The sequence below is a fragment of the Thalassobacter sp. HA4-2 genome (assembly GCF_055693705.1).
The window spans coordinates 1,883,867-1,910,046 of the sequence record NZ_JBVFUK010000001.1 but is presented as its reverse complement, the minus strand read 5'-3'; the positions used below and the strand labels follow the sequence as shown (position 1 = coordinate 1,910,046).

Below are 26,180 nucleotides of genomic sequence, written 5' to 3'. Positions count from 1 at the left end.
CGTGTCGGCTGCCCTTAGGTGAGGTCTTGTTCGACGAGGTCAATGCACCGCTCCATGTCTTTTGCCAATTCATCCACCCAGAACCGGCGCACGCGCCAGCCGAGCGATTTCAGTTGATGATCGCGCCACAGATCGGACGTCTTGCGCCGCCCGTCCGGGCCTTCGTGCCACCGGCGCCCGTCCACTTCGAGGTCCAGCTTGATGTCGCCCGTGCCAAACAGGGCAAAGTCCAAGCGCCGGCCCGCGATGTCGTATTGTGGGTGGGGGTCAAGGCCCCGCGCCTTGAGGGCATAGTAGACCCGCCGTTCCCAGTCGCTGTCGAACACGGCCTCGCCCGGTTTGGCGCGTGGGGTCGTTGCAAAACCCGCCAGCCTGCCAAGGGCGGCGATCTTGCCGCTTTGGGCAAACTCCAGATCCCCGAACACCATGGCCACGGCGCGGGCCCGGGATATCGCCACGTTCAACCGCCGGGCGTCGCGGGAAAAGAAGGTGAGCGCGCTTTGCCGGCTGCGCGGCCCCACACAGGGCGAGAACAGGATCAGGTCCCGTTCCTGCCCCTGAAAGCTGTCCACGGTGCCCACGCGCAATTCGCAGGTGATCCGCCGGGGTTCCGGGATGGCCTGCCAGATCGCGGCCTCAAGGGCGGCGACCTGTGGCCGGAAGGGCGAGATTACTCCGATGCTGCCCGTATAGTTCTGGTTCAGCAGAAGGGTTTTCAGATGCGCGACGATGGCCTGCACCTCGGCGGGATTCACGTTGCCTTCGTAGGTGCGGGCAGGGGCCGGGACATGGGACCACGCGATCCCGGGCTTTGTCCCCATGGGGACAGTCAGCCCCTTGGGGTCGTAGGCGACGGACAATTGCCCACCATAAAACGTGCCGCTGATATAATCGACGATCGGTCCCGCAGAGCGATATTGCTGTCGCAGGGTGACGCGTTTGGCCCCGGGGATGCGGGCGGCGAAATCAAACAGGGACCGCCGGCTTTGGGCAAAGCGACCCATGCGCGCGGGGGCAGGCCGTGTGCCTGCATCAGGTTGCGGTCCTGTGCCTGCCCCAGTTGCGGGATAAACGACAGCTGCCGGTCATCGCCCACCACGACGACGTGACGGGCCCGGGCCATCAGGGGCACGGCGGAGGCGACGTCGCACTGGCTGGCCTCGTCAAAGATCACATAGTCAAACAGCCCATCGTCCAGCGGGATCCGCTTGGGCGCACCGAGAACCGAGGCCAGCCACAGGGGGCGGTGGGCAATCAATGCGCGCGAGATATCGGAGGGCGGCTGTCCCTTCCCGTCGCTGAAATCCCAGTTCTCAAACGCTTCCGTCAGGCTTTGGCGGCGCTGGTGGGACAGGATTGTCCGATTGCCCAGCATCTTGGGTACAAGCTGCTGCACGAGGTCCTGCACCTCTTGGCCAAGGGCGATTGGGTCCGCGATATCATCAAGGGCGGCCTTGTCCCGGCGCAGGCCGGTCACGTGGCGCTTGAGGTCGCGCAGCGTTCGGACCCCCGGCTGCGATGTTGCCGGTGCCACCGCCCGCCGCAGGCCAAGCCTGTGCAACAGGCGCACCCACAGACCGGGTCTGTCCGCGTGGAGAGAGGGGGTATCCGCCGCCGCATCATCACGTGCCTCGCGAAAGGCGATGGTGTCCAAGGCATCGGCCAAGGCCACCTCGATATGCGACAGCCGTTCGAGACTGTCCAAGGCCTGCGCGCGCTGCTGGGCCAGATCGTGCAATCGCGCGACGGCCATGTCATCCAGACCCCGGGGCGCGGTCTGGGTGTCCCCGTTCAGCACCGCGGCAAGGGTCTTTTTGAAATCAGTGTCCCGTTCCCGTCTGGGATCACGGGTGCGCACGGCAAAGGGCACACCGGGTGCCAGGGCCCTCAGACGGTCTTCGACGGCGTCCAGCGCTTGGTGGTTCTTTGACGCCACCAGCACGCTTTGGCCCGCAGCCATCATAGATGCGGCCATAGAGACGATGGCTTGGCTTTTACCGGTCCCCGGGGGGCCTGTGACCACAGTGATCCCGCCGCCCAAGGCATAGCGCACCGCTGTCAGCTGTTCCTTGTTCAAGGGACCCGCGTCCAGTGCGACAGGGGGCGCGATGGAGGGGCGGTCCAACCCAAGGGCCGCGCCCAGCCCGGTGGCCGCGATCCGGTCCGTGGGCCAGTTTGAAATGGCATCCAAATCCCGTGACACCCCCGCCGTAAACGACGCGTCGCTGGGCAAAAACAGCGCGCAGGCATCGTAGATCCCGGGGGCGCCCGCATCCAGTTGCGCGGCAAGATCCTGACCGTTGAGCGTCCCCTTGATCTGACGTGCGACGGCAGAGCGTAACCGCTCCACAAACTCTGCCCCGGGCAGGCCCTGGGTCCCGTGGTCTGCAAAAACGTCCTGAAGGTCCGTTCTGCTCCAACCGCTCAGACGCGCGGCGGCCCTGACCCAATGGGGTTTACCAGAATGTCATCGCGTTCAATGATCACCTGCAGCGTCTGCGCGTCGCTGGTCCACTGCGCCGCAAACATGCCCACGGGCAATACCTGTGGCATCGTACTGTTGCCCACGGCTAGGGGCCAGCCCACCGCCAGCGCATTGGCACTGCCCTCGCGCCGCATCAACGCCTCTCGGAACGAGGCGGGCAGCGCGTCCTTCGCGATCTCAATCGTAAGGGCTTGCCCCTCTTCCAGCACCAGCGGGCCGCGCCCTGAAATCAGCGCCCATTCAAACCCGTGTTTGTCCACCACTTGGGTGGTTGCGCCGCGCGGGTCCGAGCGCAACGCCCCGCGCCAGTATTGCAACAGCTGTTTGGGCTGTGGCGCAAAATCGGCCTCGGTGTCGGCCTCAGTGTCTGTTTGCGTGCCGTCGAGCGTGTCAAGCGACGTGGTTTTGAAGGTGGCCACAGAGGCGTCCAGCAGAGCGTCCGACCCCTGCGCCCCGGGCAGGGGTGTCCGCTGTGGCGGCGTGCTGCGCGCCCCCGGATCGTAGACGGTCGCGCACCATAATCCAGCACTGGTGCGCCGCACAGCCCCTTGGGACACGAGGTCTTGCAACTCTGCCAAGGTGGCAAGGCGTTTGTCATGGGAAAACGCCGCCCCGGTCAGGACCAAGACGTCTTCGGTAGAACGACCTTTTGGAAAGGCCTTCAACATTTTAAGCGTCAGGGACATGCCCAATCGTTGCGCGAACGCAGGCGGATCGTAAGGTCACTTTCACGGATGGTGAAATTTTCGTTATGCGCCTCGCGGCAGCGTGGACCCCGGTCACGTCCGTGGTGCGGGTCCAGAGTGTATCGCGCCGGGACAGCTTGTGTCTTTGGGCCCCTGATGGCCGCAACGGTGATCACGCCGCCATTGCCGACCTTTCGTATGGCATCGACAATCTGGCGACTGATCCGGGCCGCGCCACGCCTGGATCGACGCAGTGTCAAGGCCGGGTCTTTGTAAGGGGTCATTTCTGTGGCTCAATGTCTGCGATAAATTGTGAAATAAAAGCAGAAGGTTAGGGCGCACTCTCCTGTAATCCGCGGGCATTGTCGGGGGCCGTGGGTGCGCTTATATACAAGGGACTTGAGGTCGAGAGGGCTTTGCGAGATGGCGCGGACATTTCTTTTGATGGCGGCAATGACGGCCTTTGTGGGCGTGATCGGATTGCTGCTGGGCGGCGAGGCGGGTCTTTTGATTGCGCTGATCGTCACCTTTGGGATGAATTTCTACGCCTACTGGAATTCGGACAAGGCGGTGCTGCGGATGCATGGTGCGCGCCCTGTGGATCAGCGGTCCGCGCCAGAGCTTTGGGCCATGACCGAAAGCATGGCGCGGCGGGCCGGGATGCCGATGCCCGCGCTGTATATCATAGAGACGGATCAGCCCAACGCCTTTGCCACCGGCCGCAACCCCGAAAACGCCGCCGTCGCCGTGACCCGGGGGCTGATGCAGAACATGTCCCGCGAAGAGGTGGCGGGCGTCGTGGCCCATGAACTCGCCCATATCAAGAACCGCGACACCCTGACGATGACGATCACGGCGACGCTTGCGGGGGCGGTGTCGATGCTGGCCAATTTTGCGTTCTTCTTCGGCGGGGGCCGCGACCGGCCCTTTGGGATCATCGGTACGATTGCGATGATGATGCTTGCCCCCATGGCGGCGGGGATGGTGCAGATGGCGATCAGCCGGGTGCGCGAATATGAGGCGGACGCCGTGGGCGCAGAGATCTGCGGCAATCCTGAATGGCTGGCCTCGGCGCTGAACCGGCTGGGCGTGCTGTCGGGCCGGATCGACAATATCGCAGCCGAGCGTAACCCCGCCACAGCCCATATGTTCATCGTCAACCCGCTACACATGCAGGCGGTGGACAGCCTGTTCGCCACGCACCCGCCTATCGACAAGCGTATTGCCGAATTGCGCAAGTTGAGCGGGTCCAAAGGGGGCGCGTCCATGGGACGTGCGCGCCCGCAGCAAAACACCGGGCCATGGGGGTAGTTGAACCCCGCCTCAAGGTTCCTACATCCGCACCAAAGACGAAGATTGGAGGTTTCCGACATGACCGAAGTGATTGAGAAAGAGACGTTTTCCTTCCAGACCGAGGTGGGCCAACTGCTCGAAATCGTGGCGGGTTCGCTGTATTCCAACCGCGAGGTGTTTTTGCGCGAACTGGTGTCCAACGCCTCGGACGCCTGCGACAAGCGGCGCTATGGGGCGCTGACCGACGCCAGCCTTGCGCCGGAGGGGGATTTCGCGATCACGCTGGAGGTGGGGAAAAAAACGCTGTCCATCGCGGACAACGGCATCGGGATGAACCACGCGGACCTGCTGGACACGCTGGGCACCATCGCCAAGTCCGGCACGGGGGCGTTTATCGAGGCCCTGAAGGCCGAAGGCGACAAACCGGGCCTGATCGGGCAATTCGGCGTGGGGTTCTATTCGGCCTTCATGGTCGCAGACCGCGTTGATGTGACCACGCGCAAGGCGGGCGAGGCCGAGGCGTGGCTGTGGTCGTCGGACGGCAAGGGGTCGTTTACCATCGAACCGGCCACCCGCGAGGAGGCCGGCACCACCGTCACGCTGCACCTGAAAAAAGACGCCAAGGCATTCGCCCAAGAGGCGCGCCTGCGCCAGATCATCAAGACCTATTCCGAGCATATCAGCTTTCCGATCCGTCTGGGCGAGGACACGCTGAACGCGGCGGAGGCGCTTTGGACCAAAACGCCCAAGAACATCACCGAAGATCAATACACCGCCTTCTACAAGGCCAGCGCCGCCGCCTTCGACACCCCTTGGCACGTGATGCACAATCGGGTCGAGGGCACGCTGAACCACACCAGCCTGCTGTTCGTGCCATCGGTCCAGCCCTTTGATCTGTTTGACGCGGACCGCAAAAGCCACGTGAAGCTGTACGTGAACCGCGTCTTCATCTCCGAGACCACCACCGACCTGATGCCCGCCTACCTGCGGTTCCTGCGCGGGGTGGTGGACAGTCAGGACCTGTCCCTGAATGTCAGCCGCGAGATGCTGCAAACCGACCCGAAACTGGCCAAGATCAAGACGCAAGTCACCAAGAAAGTGCTGAGTGAGCTGAAGAAAAAGGCCAGCAAGGCGCCCGAGGAGTATGCCAAATTCTGGGGCAACTTCGGCGCGGTGCTGAAAGAGGGGCTGGTGGAGGACCCGGCCCTGCGCGACCGGATCCTTGAGGTTTGTCGCTTTGCCTCGACCGGTGCGCCGCTTACCAGCCTTGCGGGATATGTGGAGCGGATGAAAGAGGGCCAAGAGGCGATCTTCTACATCGCGGGCGAGGATGCGGCCAAGCTGGCGCAGTCGCCGCACCTTGAGGGCTTCAAGGCCAAGGGCGTCGAGGTGCTGCTGCTGTCCGATCACGTGGACGAGTTCTGGCTGCAACACATCACCGAATTCGAGGGCAAGCCGCTTCGGTCCATTACCCGGGGGGCCGCCGATCTGGAGGGCATCAAGGGAGAGGATACATCCGAAGACGAGACGCCCGACGCCGCCGATCTGACGGCCCTTATCGCCGCGATCAAGGCGGAACTGGGCGAGGCGGTCAAGGACGTGCGCCCGTCCAAGCGTTTGACGGACAGCCCCGTTTGTCTGATCGCGGACGAGGGGGACATGGATGTGAACCTGGAACGTCTGCTGAAACGTCACGGGCAGCTGCAACACGGGATGCCCCGCGTGCTGGAGTTGAACCCGACGCACGCCGTCATCACCAAGCTGGCCGAACGGGCAGGGGATGCAGACGACGCGCTGCTGAAAGACGCGGCACACCTGTTGCTGGATCAGGCGCGCATCGTGGAGGGCGAAGGCCCCCTCGATCCCGCCGCCTATGTCCGCCGCCTGTCCGTGGTCATGGAAAAGGCGCTGTGATCCCCGCCGAACGGGCCGCGGCCTAAACCGCCCTCCCGGCGATGCCGTGGGTTGTCGTGGCGGGCGAAGTCGATAGGGTTGCACAATGCGCATACTGGCGACGGCTGATCTTCATCTGGGCTCCCCCATCCGGTCCCTTGCAACGCGAAGCCCCGCACTCGGGGCCCGCGTCCTGCGTTCGAGCGAGGATGCCCTGACCCGTATCGTAGACCTCGCCATCGCAGAGCGGGCGGATGTTCTGGCCCTGGCCGGGGACCTGTTCGACACCGATGCGCCGGATGTGCGGATGGTGGCCAAGCTGCGGTCCGAACTGGGCCGCGCGGCAAAAGCGGGCGTGCCGTCGGTGTTAATCCGGGGCAATCACGACGCGACCTTCGACCACGACCGGTTGGGCCGCCTTGGCGAGGACATCCATCTGCTGGACCGGAACAGACCCACCGTCATCCTGGGCGATGTGGCCTTTCACGGTCTGTCCTTTGACGCCGCCCACACCAAGGGCAGCGTTTTGCCCGACTATCCGGCCCCTGACCCGGTGCGCGCGAATGTGGGGCTGATGCACACGTCGCTGGGCGGCGCGGCGGGGCACGACCCCTATGCGCCCTGTTCAGAGGCGGACCTGCTGGCCCATGGCTACGATCTGTGGTGCCTTGGCCATATCCACAAACCCGCCACAGGGGCGCGGGAGGGCAGGGCGTGGGTCATGCCCGGCATCCCACAGCCGCGCCACTACGGGGAACTCCACGGCGGACAGGTTGCCCTGTGCACGGTGGCGCCGGGTCGCGTTCAGGTGGACACGCGGCCGATCGCACGGCTTGCCTTTGCGGCGGCCGACGTCACGCTGGACCCCGATGCGCCCCCTGACGATCAAATCCGCGCGGCTTTGCACACCGCCGCGCGGCCCGGCGTCGACGTGGCCGTTCGACTGCGCGTGGCCTCCGACCATCTGACCGCTGAGGATGTGCAGGGCATAGCGGACGTGGCGCTGGACGACATGGCGGGTGTGTTCCTCGACAAGATCGTTCTGGGACCGGCGACGACGTCAGAGGCGGCCAGTGATGATATGGCACGGCTGTTGCGCGACGAGATCGGCTCGGACGCGTTCGCATTGGTGGCGACGCAGACCATGCGCGACCTGCGCGACGCTTTGCCGAAAGACCTGCGGGATGTGTTGGACGACGAGGCGGCCCTGCTGGAGGATGCGGTGACCGACGTCCTGCGGCGCATCCGAGCTGTGCCATGAGGCTGAACAGGCTCGATCTTATCCGCTATGGGCGGTTTCAGGATGCAGCGTTGCGGTTCCCGAAGCCTGAGCCCGGTGCGCCGGACGTCACGCTTGTCTTCGGCCCGAATGAGGCGGGCAAATCGACCGCCTTTGAGGCCTATCTTGAGTTCGTGTTCGGAATGAAAAGGGGCGAGCATTCCTACGCCTTCCGGTTTGATCGTGCCGATTTGCGCGTCGGGGCGGAGCTGGAGATCCCCGGCCGTGGCGTGGTGGCGTTTCAACGCACCAGCAAGACCAGACAGACCCTATTGGATGACAGCGGGCGCGCCGTGGACGAAGCGGTGCTGGCCAGTGCGCTGCACGGATTGACGCGCGAGACCTATGTCGAACGTCTCAGTCTCAATGATGACAGTCTCAGGACCGGCGGGGCGCGGATTGCCAAGGCCGAAGGGGATCTGGGCGAGCTGCTGCACGCGGGTCTTTCGGGCCTGACCGGCGTGTCCGAGGCGTTGGAGGCAATAGAAGCCCGAGCGACCACGTTCCACCGCAAGGGCGCACAGAAGAGTACGTTGGCGCAGGGAAAGAAGCGTCTGAACGAGATTGCGGCGCTGCTCAAAGCCAGCCGACTGACAGCACAGCGCGAGCAGGAATTGCAAGCGGCTGTTGACGACGCCGATGCGCTGTTTTCGCAGGCCGATGACGAACTTAGGTCTGCCCGTAATCGCGAGGAGGCCGCCAAAGCCGCAAAGACATGGTACGACGCAGAGGAGGAGTTGTCGGAGTGGCAAACGCGTTTGGATCAGCTGCCGTCCGGCCCGGATTTGGGCAATGGTGTTGCGGGGCAGATCACGGCCTTGATCGCAACGATTGAGACGCAATCCACGCAGGCCGAACGGACCCGGGACAACGTCAAGGCTCTGGAAGGTGACTTGAACGCTCTGGACCTTGATCCAGAGGCAGAGGCTTTGGCACCGATCCTTGCGGAGTTTGAGGCCACGCAGATTGATGACGCGCCGCTGATGGATCGTGCGCGCACGGCTTGGGCCGATCTTGATCGGCGCACGTCAGAACGGGACGTCTCAACCGGCAAGTTACGTGATTTTGCGGCGCGGCTTGAGGTGGCCGAGGCCGATCGGAACAGGCTGGTTCTGCGCGCTGCAGATCTGGACCGGCTGACCGACGCAGTGGATAAGGCGCGCGAAAAGGCTGAGGCCGCGCGCGCCGCCAATGCGGAGGTTCAGCGCATGGACGAGATGTTGGGTGCCGAACCGCCGCAACCTAAGGACGTCACCCCCCTGCAAAAGGCTTTCGACAGATGGCAGCGTGTCGCAGACACTGCGTCAGAGCGCGAAGGGCTGCGGTTGGCCGAGGGGCAGGCGCAAGAGGCCGCGTTGGGCTTGCCGGACCGTTGGCGAGCCTTGGTGAAGTCCGGCTTGCCCACCCCTGCGGCCATCGAGGATGCCGTTGCGCGGCTGTCCAAGGCTGCATTCGAGTGCAAGCAAGCCCGCGCCGCCACCCGCGCCGCCGAAGCCGAGGCCCTGGAGGCCGCAAAGCTGTGCGCGGCGCGCAGCTCCGACGATGCGACCACGGATCAAGCCGCCATTGAGATGACGCGCCGGGCCCGGGATGAGGCGTGGCAGACGCACAGGGCCGCGTTGGATAGCGCAAGCGCCGAGGCCTTCGAGGCGCAGATGCACGCCGACGACACCGCGCGCGCGCAATTCTTCGCAAGTGCCGCCGCGCGGCAGCGCCTGACCCAAGCGGCGGAGGCAGAGGCCAAAGCGCGTGGTCGTCTGGAGACCGCTCAAAAGACGGAACACAGGTGCGAAACCGAGCTGGCTGCCTGCAAAGACGAAGTGGCAGAGATGGCCACCCGCCTTGGCCTCGCAGCGGGTTTCACGCCGCCCGATCTTGCACCGATGTTGGTCGCGCTGCGGACGGCAGAGAAGGCGGCCGCCGCATTGCAGGTCGCGCAGACCGCATGGGACAGCGCCGCCAAATCAGAACGCGCCGCGCGCACGGATCTTGGCCAAGTGGCGCAGTCGTTCGACCTTGCGGTCGATGGGGACGGGTTTGAGCAGAACGTAACGACGCGTCTGGCGACGGCAGGCCAACAGGCGGATACTTGGGCGCGCTGGAAAAAGGCGCACGAGGAATTGGACGCATTGCGCGAGCGCGCGCAGCACGCAGCGGACAATGCCGAGCGTGCCACTGTGGATATGGATGCATGCGCCAGTGCCTTGCCGCTCCAAGACAGGTCTGCTGCGGCGCTGCAAAGTGCTCTGCCCGTTTTGCAGGCCATGGCGCGGGAGGCTGAAACGCAGGGCTCGCTGACCGGCCGCATTGAGAACATGGAACATGCCTTGAAATTGGCGGGCGGGTTTGTGGAACGCCTTGCGACCCTTGGTGCCGAGGAACTGGACACGCCCCTTGCCACGATCATAGGGGCCAAATCGCGCCTTGACGGGGCCCGCGCGGCACAGGCGCAGGCGCAAGGCTTAAAGACCCAGATCGACACCGCACAGCAGGTGGCAAAGGAGGCAGACCAAGCGGTATCACGGGCCAAAGGGGAACTGGACACTCTCTTTGCGGATCAAGGCGGAGCGGACCTCGCCCCAGCAACGCGGATAAGCCTGCTGGAAGAGCGGGACCGTTTGCGTGCGCAGGTGCGCCAGGCAAACCGCACCCGGCAAACCGCCCGCGACGCGGTGGACAAAGCGCTCTTTTCCCACGAACTTGCGCTGTTGCCGAACGCATCCCGCGCGGGGGAAGTGGCGCAAATCCTGAAAGATGCACAAAGCGCGCGCGATGCGGCGTTCAAAAACAAGACCGAAGCGGCGCGGGTTTACGAGGCCGAACTGGGGGCCGACACGCGCGCCGACCTCGCCACAGAGGCCGCAGCCCTGCAAGAGGTGCTGCGCGATGGCGCGCGCGATGCAGCGGTCGCCCGGCTGGGCACCCTCGCGGCGCGGGGGGCCTTGAAACGCTTGGCGGCGGAACGGCGCGGCGACATGCTCAAGGATGTCGAGCGCGCGTTCGTGCAGATGACAGCCCCGAAATGGCGCGGCGTCGAAGTCTGGTCAGAAGCAGAAGGCGAAAAGCTTGTGGGCATCGGGGCCGATGGGCGCACCACACCTGCCGACAAAATGTCGACCGGCACCATGGGCCAGCTCTACTTCGCCTTGCGGCTGGCGGGCTACAAAAGCTTTGCGCGCAGTCCCGGCCCGCTTCCCATGGTGCTCGACGACATCATGGAAACCTTTGATGACGACAGGGCCCGTGCGGCCCTGACGCTTTGCGCCGAGATCGGCCTTGCCGGTCAAGCCATCATGTTCACGCACCACCAGCACCTTGTGGACATCGCGCGAGACCTGCTTCCGAATGTGGGCATCGTCGACCTCGCGCAGCTGGTTGTGGACAAGTGACCTGGAGTGGCGTCTCACGAGTGCCCTTTCAACATTGAATTTCGGTCCAAAACGGTATCGCAATGAAGGCAGGTTGCTGGGGGCATGGCACGTCTTTCCAGAGGCAGTCGGAACTGCGAAGTCGCACTGCTTGCTCTGCAGCTTATCGTGTCTCTCAATGTCTTGGACCGTTGCTTGATCTTGTTCGATGAATGGCAAATCTGCTTGATTGGGTAAGAGGCCGTTACCGCTCGAGGATCCTAAGGCCTGGGTAGGTTTGCGCCTTCTCGAGCTGGATTTCGACTTGGGTTCGTCACCGTAGGTCTCCTCGTTGCGGTCAGAACCAGCGTGACCGAGAATGTCCAGCCGAACATCCTTCAAGACCACAGGCCGGTTTTTCAGGAACTGGTTGAAGGTGTGCCGCAGGCTATGGCCGTCGAGGGCTTTGGGATTGCCGTCCAGTTGGATCTCTCTGATCTTTTCCCAGTTGTATCTCAACGCAGACATGACCTTCTTTTTCGGCTTTTTGGGCGCAGTTCTGGGAACAGAAGCGTTTCGCCCCGTGCGCGAAGGCGGGCGCAGTGTTCGATCAAGCCGAGGTCGATGAGATGATCATGGAGCGGGAGTAGGGGCACGATAACCCCATTCAGGCCGACCGTTGACCATCCACGTATCCCAGCTGATGCCCGATCCGAAGATGATGTCGCCTTGGCACCACCGCGTGATTCCATAAGGGCAAAGCGGATTTCTTCAATCGAACTGTGGAAAAGCGACTGTCCTCGCTCAAGTAAATCAGCTGCAACTGCGGGCATTCTTGCGCTGGAAGTTCGTTCATGGCTGGGCAAAATGCATAATCCTGCAACTCATCCAACGGTGCCGCGATGTCTTCTAAGGCAAGTTGAAAGACAGTTACGAAAGTCGGGCAAACGCCTCAGGCAAACCGCAAAGCATGAAATTGCGTTTCCTCGCATTTGCGCGGCCACTTCACAAAAATCATCGTTTCCCCACGAATGTCATGGATACGCATTGTCTCCTCTAGATCTTCAAGGGTGCAGTCACATAGAATTTGTCCGCTTCGTTGGGCTTTGGCGGCGATCTGGACAACAAATGGAACGTCTGGGTGCTGTGCCTTTAAGTGAGCGATGATTTGGGGTGCTGCGCCAACGGCCATGTAAAGCGCCACGCAAGTGCCGGGCCTGACGTAATGCAAAGGATCGGGAATCGTATACCCGTCTGCACGATGGCCTGTTGTGAACACAAGCGTGTCGATTTTACCGCGATCTGTCAGGCTATGGCCTGCACTTGCAGCCGCAGCGCAAGCAGCTGTGACGCCGGGGACAACTTCGACAGGGATCCCCGCCCCGCGCAAAGCGTCCATTTCTTCAGTACTGCGCCCGAAGACACCGGGATCACCGCATTTCAGCCGCACGACGCGTTGCCCGCGCTTGGCTGCTGCGACCAGCGTCTGCGTGATCTTGTCCTGCGGCCAGCTGTGACAACCGGGGGCTTTGCCCACATAGATGCGTTCTGCATCGCGCCGCGCGAGTTCGAGGATTTCGGGGTCGAGCAGCCGGTCATAATAGATCACATCCGCCTCTTGCAGGCGCTGCACACCGCGCAGGGTGATCAGGTCTTTGGCCCCCGGCCCAGCCCCGACAAGACTGACGCTGCCGCCTTTTGAGGCCCCGAATTCGCCCGTTTCAATCGCCGTTTTGATCAGCTTGGCAGCGTCCCGTTCCGCTCCGCTGGTGAACATCTGGCGGGGTTCATCGTTAAACACCCAGCGCCACAGATCGCGCCGTGCCCGTGGGCCAAGCCGTGCCGCTGCGGCGCTGCGCAAGCGCCCCGCGAGGGACGCCAGATCGCCAAGGCGCGGTTCAAGGGATTCTTCCAGCTTGGTCTTGATTTGGCGCGCGAGCACCGGGGCGGTGCCTTCGGTGCCAATCGCCACCACAACCGGGTCGCGGTCCACGATAGAAGGTGTAATGGCGTCGCATAGCTGCGGCTGGTCGACGACATTCACCGTCGCGCCACCCTCTTTGGCGAGCGCGTGCAGCGCCATGTCGATCCCCGGACAGCCGTTGGCGATGAAGACTAGGGCCGTGTCTCGGAAGCTCTGCGGCGTGATTGGGCCTGTGTGGTGAGTGATGCGGCCGTCTTGCGCTAGGCCGTTCAGTTCCGCGTCCAGCGTTGGGGCCCAGATCTCTACATGCGCCTCGGATTTCAGGATCAACCGCGCCTTCTGCGCGGCTTGCTCGCCCCCACCTGCGATCACGACGCGGCGGCCTGCCATTTGCAGGAACATTGGAAAGGTCTTCATGCGGACAGGCTTTCTGGTTGGTGGCGCGCCGCCCAAAGGCGGGTGGCCAGTTGATCGGCGGCGTTCAGCGTTGGTGCGGCTTTGAGCGTCCAAAGCGCCAGTGCGGCAGTGCCGGTGATGGTCGCAACTGCAAAGGGATCATCCACGCGCCCTTCCCATAGGGCATGCAGATCCAGCGTGGTGCCCGGATCGTGCAGACGCCGGGTGTCTTGGATCAGCGGTGTGGCAGGTTCCTGAATATGCCCCCCGTCGCGCAGCCCGAAAATGGAGATCTCTTTGGACGGGTGACGCTCAAATTCGCCGCCGCCGCCTTTGATGATGCTGAGGTCTGTTGCGCCCAGCATCTGCGCGGCCTCGGCCTGCAAACTGCGATAGGAGGGATGGAACACGCCTTGCACGCTGGCGCGCGCTTGGGCCGGGTTCCACATGCGCAGCACGGTGTTGAAGCAGGACCGCAGCCCTAATGTATCGCGTAGTTTCAGCAGGTTGAAGGCCGCGGGGCTGAGCGTTTCGAGCGGTGTATATTGCACATGCGGCCCGGCCAGATCGAGCGCAACCCGGACAGAGGCCGCCGCAGATTGGTGCGAATTCCAACCGTGCATCGACACGCTATAGCCAGCTTGGCCGACTAGCCTTGCGGCCAACAGAAACAGCGGCGCGCCCCGGCTGCGCCCCGCGGCATATGAGGGCCAATCGAGGTCGGCGGCAGGCAGTTTCCCGTCAACATGGGCGCGCAGGGCGGCGGTGAAACCTGCGATCTCTTCCGCCGTTTCGCCCCGCAGGCGCATGACCATCAGCAAAGCGCCGACCGCTTCGGGGGCCGCATCGCCTTGCAGGATCAGGGTCATGGCCTCTTGCGCCTCGGCCAATGTCATCGCCCGCGCCCGGCCCTTGCCGCGCGCGACGATCTGGACAAAGGGCCCGAGGCTCATTCGGCGGCCATCGGAAGCGTGGCGTCCGCCAAAAGCGCGGTGAGTTCGGGCTTGCAAGACCCGCAGTTCGTCCCGGCGCATGTGGCTTCGCCCAAAGCTGTCACACTGCGGGCGCCATTGGCGACTGCTGCCAGCAACGTGTTGCGTCCAACGTTGAAGCAGGCACAGACAGTCGCGCCCGGATCGGGTTGGTCCGCAGGGGCCCGCCCGGCTAGCGCGGCGAGTGCCGGCGTCTCGGTCCCGATGAGCGATACGATCGACGCGCGGGACAGGATGACCGGGTTGGGGGAAGCAAAGAAAAGCGCGGTGATGCGCCCGTCGCGGCACAGCGCCACGCGTTGCGTGCCGTTAACCAAGTCTGTTTGAACAGAGACCTCGCCACCCGCGATGCCCGAAAGCTGGCGGGCCTGGGTTTCCCAATCGGTTGGCGTTTGTGTGTCCGCAAGCTCTGCCTGCCAGCCGGTTTGTGTGCGTGCGATTGCGGCATAGTACGTTTGAGGCGTAGGCTCTGCGGTGCAGGCAAGGAACCCGTACCATTTGGGTTTGTAGACTTCGGCTGTCACGCTGCCCGACTTCAGCGCAGGCTGGCCCGAGACCGGGTCCGTGACCGGTGCGGTGATCGCGTTCACCGTCCCTTGCGTCGTGCGCTGCCGTGTCCAGTGCATGGGGGCAAAGAGCTGGCCCGGCGCGACCCTGTCGGTGATCAAGGCGCGCAGGATCGTGCGCCCGTAGACACTTTCAACTGCGATCAGACTGCCCGGTCCGGCCTTGAGTGCGGCGGCATCGTTCGGGTGAATTTCGACGTAAGGTTCGGCCAGATGTGCCCCAAGGCGCGGCGCCTTGCCGGTGCGCGTCATCGTATGCCACTGGTCGCGATTGCGCCCGGTGTTGAGCGCAAAGCGTGGTTTCGTCAGCGCAGGGGCCTGCACGGGGATCATCTTGGCTTTGCCGTCTTCGTGATAGAATTGACCGTCCGCAAAGAAGCGCTTTCCGTCGTGGGGCCATTGGGTTGGGATCAGGTTGGCGTAGTCGGCATCAGCAAAGATGCTCAGGTCCAGATCGCGCGGGAATTGGGACACAGCCGCATCAAGCGCGACGTATTCTACGAAGATTTCGCGCGGGGTTTCAAAGGCGAACGCGTCTCCGAATCCCATCCGCTGCGCCACAGCGCTGATGATCGCCCAATCGGGCCGCGCATCGCCGGGCGCGGGCAAAAACGCCCGCTGCCGTGAAATGCGCCGTTCGGAGTTCGTGACGGTGCCATCCTTTTCGCCCCAGCCTGTGGCAGGCAGCAGCACGTGGGCGAGATCGTTGGTGTCTGTGCGCTTCATAATGTCAGAGGTTACAACGAAAGGCACGTTCTTGATCGCGGCGGCGACCCCGTCGGCATCGGGCAAGGATACCGCCGGGTTCGTGGACATGATCCAGAGCGCCTTGATCTTGCCCTCCGCGCAGGCCTGAAACAGATCAACCGCTTTCAGTCCCGGCTCTGTGCAGATCGTCGGGCTGTCCCAGAAACCCTGCACCGCTTGGCGGTGGTCCGCGTTCCCAAGTTCAAGGTGATTGGCCAGCATATTGGCCAACCCTCCCACCTCGCGCCCACCCATTGCGTTGGGCTGGCCGGTGACTGAAAATGGACCCATGCCGGGCTTGCCGATGCGGCCCGTGGCCAAATGGCAGTTCAGGATCGCGTTGACCTTGTCGGTGCCAGAGGATGATTGGTTCACCCCTTGGCTATAGATCGTCACGACCTTCTTTCTGCCCGCCCACATCTGATAGAAGTGCATGATGGCCTCGGCATCGATGCCACTGCTGAACGGGTCACTTTTGCGCGCCGCTTCAATCGCACCAAAGCAGCCGTTGACGTGGTTTTGGATGTAGCCCAGATCGACAGCATGCGTATCGGCCAGATGCGCAAGCAACCCGTTGAACAGCGCCACATCGCCGTCGGGGGCGATTTGCAGGTGCATGTCGGCCAGATCGGTTGACGCCGTGCGGCGTGGGTCGATGTTGACGACGCGCATGTCGGGACGGGCCTCTTTCGCCGCCGCGATCCGCTGGTAGAGAACCGGGTGACACCACGCGAGGTTTGATCCGACCAGCACGATCAAGTCGGCTTGTTCGAGGTCTTCATAGGTGCCAGGCACTGTGTCTGTGCCGAATGCCCGCTTGTGCCCGGCAACCGAAGAGGCCATGCAAAGCCTTGAATTGGTGTCTATATTTGCCGCGCCAATGAAGCCTTTCATCAGCTTGTTGGCGACGTAGTAATCCTCGGTCAGCAGTTGGCCGGAGGCATAGAAAGCCACGCTTTCGGGGCCGTGTTCTGCAATCGCCGCGCTGAATTTCCCGGCCACCAGATCAAGCGCCGTGTCCCAATCGGCTTGCTGCCCATGCACCTGTGGGTGCAAAAGCCGCCCCTCCAGATCAATCGTTTCACCCAGCGCCGACCCTTTGGAGCAGAGCCGCCCGAAGTTCGCCGGGTGCTCCGGATCGCCTTTGATCGTGCCGTCCGCCCCGGCCAGCACCCCGCAGCCCACGCCGCAATAAGGACAGGTGGTCCGCGTCAGGGTCATGCCGCAGGCCGCGCTTGCAAGAAGGTGCGGTCGAGCAATATACGCCCGTCTTCGACCCGGGCGGGGTAGGTCGCAACGCGCCCCTCATCCGCGCCCTGCGCCTCGCCGGTCTCTAAGGAGATCACCCAGTTGTGCAAAGGGCAAGTGACCGACGCCCCATGGACGATCCCTTCGGCCAAGGGTCCCGCCTTATGCGGGCAGGCGTTGTCGAGCGCATAGACCGCGTCGTCCGCCGTGCGGAACACAGCGACGCAGCCAAGGGCGGTTTTGACCATGCGTGCGCCCCGTTGGGGCACGTCGTTCAGGGCCGCAATATCGATCCAGTCGCTCATTCCGCAGCCTCCAGCGCAAGGTTGGCAAGGGGTTGGTAGCGCTTTGCCTGTTTGGTGGCATGCTCCGCCCATGGGTCGTGGCGATAGATCGTCTGGCTCACCTCGAACCGGTCGACCAGCGCATCGCGCTCGGCCTCGACCCGCTCCTTGATCCAATCCAGACCCACCTTGGCCATCCATTTGTAAATCCGGTCGAGGTATTTGGCGTTTTCACGATACAGCTGCGTCACCGCTTTGATGACCAAGATCGCCTCGTCCTCGGTGGGGACCTGACACAGCAACTCCGTCTCTTTGACGTCCATGCCAGCGGCCCCGCCGATGCTGACCTGATAGCCGCTATCGACACAGACGACACCGATGTCCTTGCAGGTCGCCTCCGCACAATTGCGCGGGCATCCCGACACGGCCAGCTTCAACTTATGCGGTGTCCAAGCCCCGTGAAGGGTCTTCTCCAACTTGATGCCAAGCCCCGTGCTGTCTTGCGTTCCGAACCGACAATGATCGGTGCCGACGCAGGTTTTCACCGTGCGTAGACCTTTGGAATAGGCATAGCCCGACACCATGCCCGCCGCGTTCAGATCGGCCCAGATATCGGGCAGGTCCTCGCCCTTCACGCCCAGCAGATCAATCCGCTGCCCCCCGGTGACCTTCACTGTGGGCACCATGTATTTGTCGGCGGCATCGGCAATCGCGCGCAGCTCGGCGGGCGTGGTGATCCCGCCCCACATGCGCGGCACGACACTATAGGTGCCGTCCTTTTGGATGTTGGCGTGCTTGCGTTCGTTGATGAACCGCGATTGCGGGTCGTCTTGATACTCTAGCGGCCAATCGGCCAACAGGTAGAAATTCAACGCAGGCCGACAGACGTGGCAACCATCAGGCGTTTTCCAACCACATTCCTGCCAGACCGCAGGCATGGAGGTCAGGCGCTGCGACTTGATCATGCGCCGCACGTCTTCGTGGGTCATGTCCGTGCAGCCACAGACCGAAGCCGCCGCCGGGATCACGAAATCGTCCCCCAGCGTGACGGCCAAGACCTGTTCCACCAAACCGGTGCAGGTCCCACAAGAGGCACTGGCCTTTGTGGTGGCTTTGATTGCGCCTAGATCAGTGGCGCCCGCAGCAATCGCATCTTCGATTTGCCCTTTGCATATTCCGTTGCAGCCACAGATCTCCGCATCACGCGGTAAGGCTGCAACAGCTGCTAAAGGGTCCAGGGGGTCCCCCCTTGGTAGGCGGGGCCAAAGATCAACGTATCGCGCATTTCTGCGATATCGGTCTTGTCGCGGATCAGGCCAAAGAACCAATTGCTGTCGGCGGTGTCGCCGTACATCACGGCGCCTTTGACAACATTGTCCTCAATCACGAGGCGACGGTAGACGCCGCGCGCTGGATCGCGGAAGACGATATCCTCGCGCCCGTCGCCATCGGCAAAGTCGCCCGCGCTAAAGAGATCACAGCCCGTGACCTTCAGCTTGGTCGACAGCTCCTTTTGCACGAATTGCGCAGGCTCCCCCATGAGGGTTTGCGCCGCGACCGCCGCTTGATCGTAAAGCGGGGCGACAAGGCCAAAGATCGCGCCGTCGTGTTCCACACATTCGCCCACAGCCAGAACATCCGCGTCAGAGGTCACCATTTGGTCGTCCACATGGATGCCCTTGCCCACGGCGAGGCCGCTGTCTTGGGCCAGCTTCACGTTGGGGCGAATGCCCACGGCCATCACCAGCAAGTCACAGGGCAGCTCAGTCCCATCGTCAAGCAAGAGCGCTCGGACATGGCCGTCCGCGCCCAAAATCTCCGTCGAGTTGGCGGAACATTTGACCGTGATGCCCTTGTCGATCAGCGCCTTGCGCAGGAGGTATCCTGCGGCTTCGTCCAACTGCCGCTCCATCAGGTGGCCCATGATGTGCACGACGGTCACATCGACACCCCGGGCGGCCATGCCCGCAGCGGCCTCCAGCCCCAAAAGTCCGCCGCCGATGACGACGCACTTATTGCTGGGTCCGAGGGCCATCATCCGCTCGGTGTCTTCGAGGTCGCGGTAGGCGATGACGCCCTCCAGATCAGCCCCCGGCAGTGGGATCATGAAGGGGTTGGACCCGGTGCCAAAGACCAGCTTGTCGTAAGCCAGCACCTCGCCGCCCGTCAGGGTCGCGGTCTTGGCCGCGCGGTCGATGGTTTCGACGAAACAGCCAAAGCGCGTGGTGATCTTGTTCTCGGTGTACCATGCGTCGTCATGGGTCACGATTTCCGCGTAGGTTTTGTCGCCGGACAAGACCGGGGACAGCATGATGCGGTTGTAGTTGCCGCGCGGCTCGCCGTTGATCAGGGTGATTTCGTAGTCCGCGCCCGCATCCAGCAGCTTTTCCAGCATCCGCCCCGTGGCCATGCCCGCGCCGATGACGATGAGTTTCTGGGTCATATCATTCACTCCGCTGCGACGGCTTTAGGGGCTTCAGTCTTTTTTGGCGCACCGCCGGCGGTGGGGGACTTGGGCTTCGCGCCGTGCTCATATTCCTCAAGGAAATCGAGCACCTCTTGGCGGTAAGCGTAGTAATCAGGATGCTCCAACAGCGCCTTGCGCGTGCGGGGCCGGGGCAGGTTCACATCCGTGATCTTACCGATGGTCGCTTGCGGTCCGTTGGTCATCATCACCACGCGGTCAGCCAGAAGGATCGCCTCGTCCACGTCATGGGTCACGCAGATGGCTGTGACCTTGGTGCGCGACCAGACTTCCATCAGCACCTCTTGCAACTCCCAGCGGGTGAGGCTGTCGAGCATCCCGAAAGGTTCATCCAGCAGCAGGAGTTTTGGAGACAGCGCAAAGGCGCGCGCAATGCCTACACGCTGCTTCATCCCGTTGGACAGGGAGGCTGCGTTCTTATCCATGCTGTCGGCCAGACCGACCCGTTCGAGATAATACTCTACCACATCCTGCCGTTCGGCTTGGGACGCTTTGGGGTAGACCTTATCAACCCCAATTGCGACGTTTTCCTTGGCGCTTAACCATGGAAACAGGTTGGGCGATTGGAAGACCACGGCGCGTTCCGGGTCGGCCCCTTCGACGTTCCATCCATCCAGACGGATCGCGCCTTTGCTGATCGGGTTCAGCCCGGCAGCCATGGTCAACACCGTGGATTTGCCGCAGCCGGAGTGCCCGATGAGCGAGATAAATTCGCCTTTGCTGATCTTGAGATCGAAGTTTTCGACGACCGTCAGCGGCCCTTTGGGCGTTGGATAAACCTTGTCGAGTTGCGAGAAGTTCAGGAAACGTTCTTCGATGCCGCCTTCTTGTGCTATGGCGACGGCGGCTGGCACCCCATGAATGGGGGTGACGTTTGGCAGGATGCGCGTTTCTTCGACTTTGGCTGCTATTCCAACGTCCATGAGGTAAGTTGTGACCTTTGCACGCAGCGCTTTGAAGGTTGCGTCATTGTTCATCGCGACGCGGTCGCGGGGGCGCGGGATGTCGACTTTGAATTCATCGCCCAGCGTCCCGTCCGGGTTCAGCGCAATGATGCGGTCGGCCAGAATAATCGCCTCGTCCACGTCGTTGGTGATCAAGACACAGGTCTTTTTGTCCTTGTCCCAGATCGCCTCTATCTCATCGGCAAGGTTCGCACGGGTGAGCGCGTCCAAAGCCGAAAGCGGCTCATCCAGCAGCAGCATCTCCGGGTCCATCGCTAGGGCGCGGGCGACGTTCACGCGCTGGCGCATCCCTCCTGACAGCTCTGCCGGGCGGCGGGTGGCGGCGTGGGACAGGCCGACCATGGCGACGTAGTGATCGACCTTCTTGGCGCGCTCGTCCTTTGAAAGCTCAGGGAACATCGTGTCCACCGCCAGCGCCACATTGCCGTTCACCGTCAGCCACGGCATCAGCGAATAGCTTTGAAAGATCACGCCACGCTCGCACCCGGGTTCTTTGATCGGCACGCCTTTGAAAGTCGCGGTGCCGCTGGTGGGCTGCTCTAGCCCAGCCATCAGGTTGATCAACGTCGTCTTGCCGGTACCGGAGAAGCCGAGGAGCACAACGAACTCTCCTTCTGCCACATCCAGATTAATGTCCTTCAAAACCGGCGTGTCGCCATAGCTCTTCGAGACGTCTTTGAGGGAAAGTATGCTCATTGCGATCACCGATTGTTCGAGAAGGTGAACATGGACTGCAGGGCATACATCACACGGTCCAGCAGGAACCCGATGATGCCGATGGTGAACACCGCAACCATGATACGTGCAAGCGACTGGGACGAGCCATTCTGGAACTCATCCCAGACGAATTTCCCAAGGCCGGGGTTCTGCGCCAGCATTTCCGCCGCAATCAGCACCATCCAGCCCACACCCAGGGACAGGCGCAGACCTGTAAAGATCAGTGGCAAGGCAGATGGGAGGACCAGCTTTGTGATCTTGGTATAGGTGTTCATTTTCAGGACGCGGGAGACGCTGACGAGGTCTTTGTCGATGCTGGATACACCCAACGCGGTGTTGATCAGCGTCGGCCAGAGTGAGCAGAGCGTCACGGTGATCGCGGACACAAGAAAGGACTTTTCGAACCAGCCATCGTTGGTCGTGTAGACGGCCGAGACAATCATCGTGACGATTGGCAGCCACGCAAGTGGCGAGACGGGTTTGAAGATTTGGATCAAAGGGTTCAGCGCCGCATTCGCCGTAATCGAAAGCCCAGCGGCGATGCCAAGTGGGATGGCCACGATAGACGCGATAAGGAAGCCGAAGAAAACAGTTTTGATCGAGGTCCAGATTTGGTCGTAGTAAGTTGGCTTACCGGTATAAAGTCGATCGCGGACCTTATCCGTATCGCCATTGGCGATGTGTTCGGCGTTGCGGGCCTCCTGCCGTTCATAGAAGGCGACTTCCTTCTCTTTCTCGCGGATTGCATCTTGGCGCAACGCGCCAACTTGCTCCCAAACCTCTGCCGGGCCGGGCACGGCCCCAAGCGATGTTTGCACCCGTGGCGCAAGCGTGCCCCAGAGCATCAGGAAGACTGTAATGGCCAAAAGTGGCACGCCCAGCAACCGCCAGATTTCGCCCATCTGCGCACGCGGGTTGTCCCCTGCGACCGCTTTCAGGATCGGCGTAAGCCATGCAAGTCCAAGCACCTGAAACCACTTATCCGCTTTGTTAATGCGGGTGAAACGGCGGGCGCGGCGGGCCTCTGCGTTAAGTGTGTCGGGGTCGATGGCGGTCATGATCTGTGCCTCAATCTGTAAAAATTGGGAAGGACGTATGCTGCGCAGGGCCAATGCCCCGCGCAGCCTTTGGCTTAGCCTTGGATTTCGCTATCCACGATGGTCTGCCCGGACTTCAGGCCGATCGGCAGGCTGTCGATATAAGCGTTCGGTGTGCGCCCATCGTAAGGGATGCCATCGATGATATCGGCGGCTGGAGTCGCAGCCTTGAAGCCATCGCTGTCCCACGGGAAGTCCGCTTCATTCGCCATGCCTTCGTCGACCAGCAGACGGGCGGCCTCAAGGTAGATGTCAGGGCGGTAAACGTCGGCGGCGGTTTCAAAGTACCACTCATCAGACATGGTTTCGGGGATTTGGCCCCAGCGGCGCATCTGCGTCAGATACCAGATCGCGTCCGAATAGTAAGGGTACGTGGCATTGTAGCGGAAGAATACGTTGAAATCCGGTGCCGGGCGCACATCGCCTTTTTCGAACTCAAAGAAGCCGGTCATCGAGTTGGCGATCACCTCGTAATCAGCGCCAACGTACTCAGAGCGCGACAGGATCTCGACCGCTTCGGGACGGTTGGCGTTGTCGTTTTCATCGAGCCACATGGCGGCGCGGATCAAGGCTTTGGTCAGGGCCAGCGTGGTGTTGGGGTTTTCTTCGGCGAATTCCTTGGTGATGCCGAAGACCTTTTCAGGGTTGTTCTTCCACATGTCGTAATCAGTGATCACCGGAACACCGATGCCCTTGAACACGGCCTGCTGGTTCCAAGGCTCGCCCACGGCGTAACCAAAGATCGTGCCCGCTTCCATCGTCGCAGGCATCTGCGGCGGTGGTGTCACGGAAAGAAGAACATCCGCGCCAATCTGACCTGAGATATCCTGCGGGCTGTAATACCCAGGCTCTAGCCCACCGGCGGCCAGCCAGTAGCGGATTTCGTAGTTGTGAGTTGACACGGGAAACACCATGCCCATGTTGAAAGGCTCCCCCGGTCTTTGTAGTCTTCAACCACAGGGGCAAGTGCGCTGGCGCTGATCGGGTGCTGCGGGCGGCCGTCGTCCATCAGCGGGACGTTTGGCTTCATCTCGTCCCAGATTTCATTGGATACGGTGATCGCGTTGCCGTTCAGATCCATGGAGAAAGGCGTGATGATATGCGCTTCGGTCCCATAGCCGATCGTGGCAGCCAACGGCTGACCGGCCAGCATGTGCGCGCCATCCAGCTGTCCGCTGATCACACCGTCCAGAAGAACCTTCCAGTTGGCCTGCGCTTCGAGGGTGACGAAAAGGCCTTCGTCCTCGAAGTACCCAAGCTCATAAGCCACCGCGAGCGGTGCCATATCTGTCAGCTTGATAAACCCAAATGTCAGGTCTTCTTTTTCAAGATCAAGCGATTGTGCCACAGCCGAGGTCGCGACCAGACTGGAGGTCAGCATCAACATGGATAGTGTTTTTTTCATGATCAGTTCCTTTTCAACGCCCGGGAGGTGGGCAAAAACAAAAAAAGCCGCACGTTCGGGTCACGGGGGAGGAGGTCCGTGATCCAAACGAGCGGCATTGCTCTTTGAGGGTGCGCAATCAGCAGCGATCAGCGCGAGGGATGTGGGCATCGTTGCCCCTTGTCGGTAGATTGACGCAGGACGGGGGCGGTCTCAATGAAATTTCTGCGCTGCCGCATGGGTTTTTGCGGCGATGCAGAAACTGCCCATTTATTGATCAGACATTTTGGCTGAAATCAAAGGTCCTGCCGTCAAAGTAAGCATCAGGTGCAAGAATCATATGCCCACGGGTCGAGGCGACGGCGGTTTCATAGCGCAGCGCCCCTTCGTTTTTTTCGGACGCACCGGGCATATCGACCCCGATATCTGTCAGGTTCTGACGGTAAAGGTCCGAACGGAAGCAGGCCTTGGCTTTCGCGATTCCAGTAGAGTCTGCCCCAAGCTGCTGCGCGATCCATGCCGCCTGACTGCGCCATGGGAAAGTGGCGGCGTGTTTGTGGAATTGCAGGAACCCCGGCACATTCACCGGCGGTGCTCCCCGCTTGGGGACGATCTGTCCGCTGAGTGCTGGGTCAATCACATCGGGCGACATGCTAAGGTGTTCGCTCCGCCCGAGTATTTCCACCGCAAGTGGTTTGTTCCGTGGCAGATCCAGCCAAGCCGCTGCCTGATAGACAGCGCGCATCAAGCGTCGCGCCTCATCCTGATGGCCTTCGGTCCATTCGCGCCGCACCGCCAGTACTTTTTCCGGTGCGAATTGCCAGACATTGCGCCCGACCATCATCAGTTGCGCGCAGTCCTGTTGCACAGCGACGCTGCCCCACGGTTCGCCCACCCAAAAGGCATCGACGACACCGTCGGCTACTGCATCGGCCATGCGCGGTGGCGGGATGGTTATCGTGTCGATCTGCAAATTGGGGGCCGCAGCCGCCCAGTAAGACAAAAGCAAACGGTGCATGGATTGATGAAACGGCACGCCAATGCGCAGAGGCGGGCCGTTGCGCTCTACAAGTGCGGCAAGAAGCCCATTTGCATCCCCGAAAGGCACAGACTGCACGTCGACTTGTAACCTGTTCGAAACGCCAAAGACCGTCCCATTCACAGACAAGACCATCAAAGCATCGACCTGCGCTTGCAGTCCGCCCATCCCGATGGACATGGCCACGGCAAGCGGTGCCAGCATTTGCGCCGCATCCAGATGCCCAAGCGCCAGCATATCGCGCAAGGCTGACCACGATGGCTGCCGGACCAAGTTCAAATCAAGTCCCTGTTCGGCCGCAAAACCCAGTTCCTTGGCGATCACCAGCGGAGCGCAATCCACCAACGGCACATAACCGCAGTTCAGCACGGTCCCGCTCATGCCAATAGGTCCGCGGCTGTCACCAATGCCTGGGCCACATCAATGACTTTGAGGTTCTGGCTCATCGCCGTGGTGCGCAGCAGGGTATAGGCTTCATCCTCGGACATATTCCGCTTGCGCATCAGTAGGCCCTTGGCCCGGTCGATCGTCTTACGGTCTTGCAAGGCTTGCTTGGCCGCATCCAGTTCAGAACGCATCTGGTGCATCACCTTGAACCGCGCGATTGCAGTTTCCAACACGGGCTTGATCCGTTCCCTTTGCAGGCCATCTACGACATAGGCGCTGACGCCCGCATTCAATGCCGCCTGGGTCAGCGTCGCATCGGTTTGATCCACAAACAATGCCACAGCACGTTTCGCAGGCCCCGATGCATAAGAGATATGTTCAAGCGTGTCCCGGTCCGGGTTGGCCAGATCAATCAGTACTATATCAGGCGCGAATTCCTTGACCGTCCGGTCTAACGCTGAAATCTGCGCCAAAGCCTTTACGTCAGACCATCCCGTATCGCTGAGGGCATCGATGATCTCTTGAACCCGTTCAGGGTCGGGCTCAACTACAAGAATACGCAGGTCTCGGTCCATGCAGACTTGTTTTGCCTAGCCTGCGGTAACGTCAACCGCGCCTTCAATGGAACGTTAACTTCCCCTCTGTTTTGCCTCAAAAGCAGGCACGAGGGCGTGTAATGCTAGTCTTTTCCGCAGTCTATGCCTGCGATACGACCTCTCGTAAGTACCTTCCGACATCATACGTACTGACCTTAAACTCCCGTTCATAGTGCAGGTACAATTTCAAGCGAACCATGTTATTCAACGTCACCGGTCGGGTAACTTTTAGATCGTCTCGATTAAAGAACATTCATCCAAAACCCCGGCGCCTGCCCTTATTATTCTTCGCGAAGGTAGCAAAGCGAAAGACAAGGTTTTTCGGTTCACAAAAGGCATTGACTACTCATTGTGTGCAGTAAGGGATTGG

The 26,180-nt window shown here is 61.8% G+C and carries 15 protein-coding genes and 2 pseudogenes; 4 read left to right on the top strand and 13 right to left on the bottom strand.

All coding sequences use genetic code 11. The features are described 5' to 3' along the window. Positions 1-14: 14 nt before the first annotated feature. The 3 genes from ACZ1G0_RS09675 to ACZ1G0_RS09665 form a co-directional block, all read right to left on the bottom strand. On the bottom strand, positions 15-929 hold the full coding sequence (locus ACZ1G0_RS09675) for an AAA domain-containing protein (protein WP_472737788.1): 915 nt from the start codon (positions 927-929) through the stop codon (positions 15-17). Then, complete coding sequence (locus ACZ1G0_RS09670; protein ID WP_472736755.1) at positions 830-2,350, bottom strand: AAA domain-containing protein; 1,521 nt, start codon at positions 2,348-2,350, stop codon at positions 830-832. The genes ACZ1G0_RS09675 and ACZ1G0_RS09670 overlap by 100 nt, the downstream gene beginning before the upstream one ends. A 74-nt stretch (positions 2,351-2,424) precedes the next feature. Then, positions 2,425-3,171: a hypothetical protein gene (locus tag ACZ1G0_RS09665; protein WP_472736754.1), complete on the bottom strand. Its 747-nt coding sequence runs from the start codon at positions 3,169-3,171 to the stop codon at positions 2,425-2,427. Positions 3,172-3,594: 423 nt separating this feature from the next. Here ACZ1G0_RS09665 and htpX point away from each other — a divergent pair, with 423 nt between their 5' ends. From htpX to ACZ1G0_RS09645, 4 genes are all read left to right on the top strand, one after another. Beyond that, entirely contained in the window at positions 3,595-4,482 is an 888-nt protein-coding gene (htpX, locus tag ACZ1G0_RS09660) for a zinc metalloprotease HtpX (RefSeq protein WP_472736753.1), read from the top strand. Between the two features lie 60 nt (positions 4,483-4,542). Then, positions 4,543-6,378 (top strand): molecular chaperone HtpG, encoded by a 1,836-nt coding sequence (gene htpG, locus ACZ1G0_RS09655; protein WP_472736752.1) that lies wholly within the window; start codon positions 4,543-4,545, stop codon positions 6,376-6,378. Positions 6,379-6,463: 85 nt separating this feature from the next. After that, on the top strand, positions 6,464-7,618 hold the full coding sequence (locus ACZ1G0_RS09650) for a metallophosphoesterase family protein (protein WP_472736751.1): 1,155 nt from the start codon (positions 6,464-6,466) through the stop codon (positions 7,616-7,618). Further along, entirely contained in the window at positions 7,615-11,025 is a 3,411-nt protein-coding gene (locus ACZ1G0_RS09645) for an AAA family ATPase (protein WP_472736750.1), read from the top strand. The genes ACZ1G0_RS09650 and ACZ1G0_RS09645 overlap by 4 nt, the downstream gene beginning before the upstream one ends. A gap of 910 nt (positions 11,026-11,935) precedes the next feature. Here the strand turns inward: ACZ1G0_RS09645 and cysG are convergent. The 10 genes and pseudogenes from cysG to ACZ1G0_RS09595 form a co-directional block, all read right to left on the bottom strand. Beyond that, a complete protein-coding gene (gene cysG / locus ACZ1G0_RS09640) occupies positions 11,936-13,324 on the bottom strand; it encodes a siroheme synthase CysG (RefSeq protein WP_472736749.1) in 1,389 nt (462 codons plus the stop codon). Further along, positions 13,321-14,256, bottom strand: coding sequence for a glycosyl transferase family protein (locus ACZ1G0_RS09635; protein ID WP_472736748.1), 936 nt, complete (start codon positions 14,254-14,256; stop codon positions 13,321-13,323). Before ACZ1G0_RS09635 ends, cysG begins: the two co-directional genes overlap by 4 nt. Continuing rightward, a complete protein-coding gene (locus tag ACZ1G0_RS09630) occupies positions 14,253-16,829 on the bottom strand; it encodes a nitrate reductase (RefSeq protein WP_472736747.1) in 2,577 nt (858 codons plus the stop codon). Before ACZ1G0_RS09630 ends, ACZ1G0_RS09635 begins: the two co-directional genes overlap by 4 nt. Continuing rightward, on the bottom strand, positions 16,826-17,161 hold the full coding sequence (gene nirD, locus ACZ1G0_RS09625; RefSeq protein WP_472736746.1) for a nitrite reductase small subunit NirD: 336 nt from the start codon (positions 17,159-17,161) through the stop codon (positions 16,826-16,828). Before nirD ends, ACZ1G0_RS09630 begins: the two co-directional genes overlap by 4 nt. Then, positions 17,158-19,583: pseudogene (gene nirB / locus ACZ1G0_RS09620) on the bottom strand (nitrite reductase large subunit NirB). Before nirB ends, nirD begins: the two are co-directional and overlap by 4 nt. A 5-nt stretch (positions 19,584-19,588) precedes the next feature. After that, on the bottom strand, positions 19,589-21,286 hold the full coding sequence (locus ACZ1G0_RS09615; RefSeq protein WP_472736745.1) for an ABC transporter ATP-binding protein: 1,698 nt from the start codon (positions 21,284-21,286) through the stop codon (positions 19,589-19,591). Between the two features lie 5 nt (positions 21,287-21,291). Then, on the bottom strand, positions 21,292-22,365 hold the full coding sequence (locus tag ACZ1G0_RS09610) for an ABC transporter permease (protein WP_472736744.1): 1,074 nt from the start codon (positions 22,363-22,365) through the stop codon (positions 21,292-21,294). Between the two features lie 74 nt (positions 22,366-22,439). Further along, positions 22,440-23,809, bottom strand: a pseudogene (locus ACZ1G0_RS09605) (CmpA/NrtA family ABC transporter substrate-binding protein). Between the two features lie 256 nt (positions 23,810-24,065). Continuing rightward, on the bottom strand, positions 24,066-25,208 hold the full coding sequence (locus ACZ1G0_RS09600) for a CmpA/NrtA family ABC transporter substrate-binding protein (RefSeq protein WP_472736743.1): 1,143 nt from the start codon (positions 25,206-25,208) through the stop codon (positions 24,066-24,068). After that, complete coding sequence (locus tag ACZ1G0_RS09595; protein ID WP_472736742.1) at positions 25,205-25,789, bottom strand: ANTAR domain-containing response regulator; 585 nt, start codon at positions 25,787-25,789, stop codon at positions 25,205-25,207. Before ACZ1G0_RS09595 ends, ACZ1G0_RS09600 begins: the two co-directional genes overlap by 4 nt. Positions 25,790-26,180: the final 391 nt, after the last annotated feature.